Raw genomic sequence first — 2,644 nt, 5'->3', positions numbered from 1 at the left:
AAATAAAAAAAAATTTTCAAAATTATTTTTATATAGATTTTTCAACTTCTAACATATGTTTTTCATGAATCTTAAAAAATGGGTAATAAACAACAATACTTAATACAGCTATAAGCAGTGTAAATATTAAGTTTCTTATATCCATAGATGATAGATATCCTTGAACAAAGAATGGTGCAAATGATGGATCAACTATATATCCCATAGATATTAAATTTACTTTCTGAGCAATATAAGTTAAAGATAAACTCAATATTGGCATAAATAAAAATGGAATGGCCAATATAGGATTTAAAATAATTGGTGTTCCAAAAATTACAGGTTCATTTATCCCACATATTCCTGGTATAAATGATAGTTTACCTATTGATTTAAGCTGCTGAGATCTACTTCTCATCATAAGAATAACTAATCCTATTGTATTTCCTGCTCCACCTAATATAGCTATTCTAAACATCTGTAAGTTCATTAACATCTGTGGTTCCTGTCCAGACTTTATCAACTCTGCATTGATTCCAGTGTTAGCTATCCCAAGAGAAAATACAAGTGGAAATATTATGGATGTTCCATTTATTCCAAACAGCCATAAAAGATTTCCGAAAACAACAATTGCCACATATCCCCAAATGTTATTTCCAATTGTTAATGCTGGTGTTAATATCATCATTATTAAGCTTGGAATATCCTTTCCTGTATACGCAAAAATTACTATACTTAAACCATATATTACAATAATATTTATTAAAAGCGGAATAAGCGCATTCATAAAAGATAAAACCGCTGGTGGTATATGTTCACCTTTAAATTTCCAATCTAACTTTTCAATAAGTACTGTTATTTCAACTGTTAAAAGACTTAAAATAATCGCAATAAATAGTCCATCAGCTCCCAAATAAGTCATAACTATAGAGTTGTTTTCAATTGGAGCAGCTACCAGTAAAAATATAATCATTGATATTAGTCCAGAAGTTGATCTATTTAGTCCATAGTTTCCAGATAGTGCATAGGCTATAGTAAATGATGTCATTAGTCCCACTATACCCATTGTAAAGTTAAATGGTTTTGTCAAAATAGCATAATTTTCTACAGCAAATGTTTTCCAACTTAACATGAATTTTAAAAATATATTTTGTGTTTCAGGGTCTACTAAATCAATATTTATAGGTGGATTAGCCAATATCAAAAATAATGAACCAACCACTATCAAAGAAAGTGTCATCATCATTCCAGTAGAAATTGCTGCCAAATGTTTTTGATTACCTATTTTATCCCCTATGGGTAAAAGTATTTTTTCCAATTTATTCAAAAATTTATTTTCCATTTTCCCCCCAAAAACCTATTCTTGCCACGGATTATACTTAAATGCCGATGTTACTACTTCTTTAGGATTATATCTCTTTAGAATTTCGTTATATTGCTCTTTATAGTTATTATCCACTTCTTTTTGAGGTATTACCATACTAGCTTCATTTAGAAAATGGAATGAATCTCTTCCCATCTCTGCACCTCTTGTTGTATGCTTATCTAAAGCGTAATCAGGTATCTCAGGAACATATCCCATTGCAAATCCCTTAATAACAATATTTTTTAATAGATCACTTGATCTATCCTTCTCACAGTTACAAAGATATCTAATTGCATGAATGAAAAATATTGGTCTATCTCCATCTGCATAAGCATATTCTTTTCTCATCTCTTTTAAGTTATTTATTAGAATGGCTGCCATAGGATCTCCCATGCCTATATCTTCCACAGATATTGCAACTAATCTTCTCCAAAGTTTTTCCTCCATCTGTGGAGAAGTTATATACATTTCATAAGCAAACTCGCATGCTGCTTCTACCTTTCCTCTTCTTATAGATTTTTGAAGAGCTGAAATAACTTCATCTCCCACTAAACCATTTCTTGTTGTAACTCTTGCCCAAGGGTCTTGTAAAAATTTCTTTTCCATTTTTTCTCCTTTATGATATATAATATTATTGGTGATGTTAATGATTGATGTAAATTATATTTGTAAAAAACACAAATTAACAATTTTAGAAAAAAGTATTCTAGAGTTTATAGTTCAAAATATTCAAGATAAAAAAAGAATTTCCATTAGGAATGTAGCTTTGGAAAATTTTACTTCCACATCTGTTATCTATAAATGTGTGAATAAAATAGGCTATACTAGCTACTCTAATTTTATTTACTTTTTAAAAACAAATAATAACTCTTTAATTTCTAAAAATTATCCTCTTGAAGAGAATGATTCATTTAAAAAAGCAATATCCCTATTTAAGCAGAATAAAGATAAACTTTTTATGTTTACTTCTACGGGAATAGCCAATAACATCTCTTCATATATGAATGAAAGACTAGCCCTTTTAGGAATTAGAAGTATCTCCAATGGACATATACAGCTACTTGAAACCTCTTTTACCAAAGATGTTATCTTGATTACTCTCTCTCAATCAGGGGAAACTGAATCTGTAATTGATATTCTTAAAATAGCCAATAGAAATCAAATTAAAAGTATCAGTTTTATTGGAAAAAAAGATACCACTATTGAATCTGTCTCTGATGTAAGTCTAATATCTAACAGTGATATTTTTTTCGCAGACGTAATAACTATTTTTGAAGAAATCTTGAAAAGACTATAATC

Annotated in this window: 3 protein-coding genes; 1 reads left to right on the top strand and 2 read right to left on the bottom strand. The window is 29.2% G+C overall.

Features of this window, described 5'->3' with window-relative positions:
• Positions 1 to 28 precede the first annotated feature (28 nt).
• Both ACMOUI_RS13415 and ACMOUI_RS13410 read right to left on the bottom strand, forming a co-directional pair.
• Complete coding sequence (locus tag ACMOUI_RS13415) at positions 29 to 1,321, bottom strand: PTS sugar transporter subunit IIC (protein WP_418966195.1); 1,293 nt, start codon at positions 1,319 to 1,321, stop codon at positions 29 to 31.
• Positions 1,322 to 1,336: 15 nt separating this feature from the next.
• Positions 1,337 to 1,951 carry a hypothetical protein gene (locus ACMOUI_RS13410; protein ID WP_418966194.1) on the bottom strand — a complete coding sequence of 205 codons (615 nt, stop codon included), beginning with the start codon at positions 1,949 to 1,951 and terminating at the stop codon, positions 1,337 to 1,339.
• Positions 1,952 to 1,991: 40 nt separating this feature from the next.
• On the opposite strand from ACMOUI_RS13410, the gene ACMOUI_RS13405 reads away from it, so the two are divergent.
• Positions 1,992 to 2,642, top strand: coding sequence for a MurR/RpiR family transcriptional regulator (locus tag ACMOUI_RS13405; RefSeq protein ID WP_418966193.1), 651 nt, complete (start codon positions 1,992 to 1,994; stop codon positions 2,640 to 2,642).
• Positions 2,643 to 2,644 lie beyond the last annotated feature (2 nt).

The sequence above is a fragment of the Cetobacterium sp. genome (assembly GCF_048470075.1).
In the GTDB taxonomy this organism is placed as follows: domain Bacteria; phylum Fusobacteriota; class Fusobacteriia; order Fusobacteriales; family Fusobacteriaceae; genus Cetobacterium_A.
Note: the sequence above shows the minus strand (reverse complement) of the source record. Positions and strands in the feature narration are given on the sequence as shown.

Bases quoted from the DNA above. Each gene is read 5' to 3' on its own strand.
- ACMOUI_RS13405 (WP_418966193.1), top strand. From the start codon at position 1,992: ATGATTGATGTAAATTATATTTGTAAAAAACACAAATTAACAATTTTA.
- ACMOUI_RS13415 (WP_418966195.1), bottom strand. From the start codon at position 1,321: ATGGAAAATAAATTTTTGAATAAATTGGAAAAAATACTTTTACCCATA.
- ACMOUI_RS13410 (WP_418966194.1), bottom strand. From the start codon at position 1,951: ATGGAAAAGAAATTTTTACAAGACCCTTGGGCAAGAGTTACAACAAGA.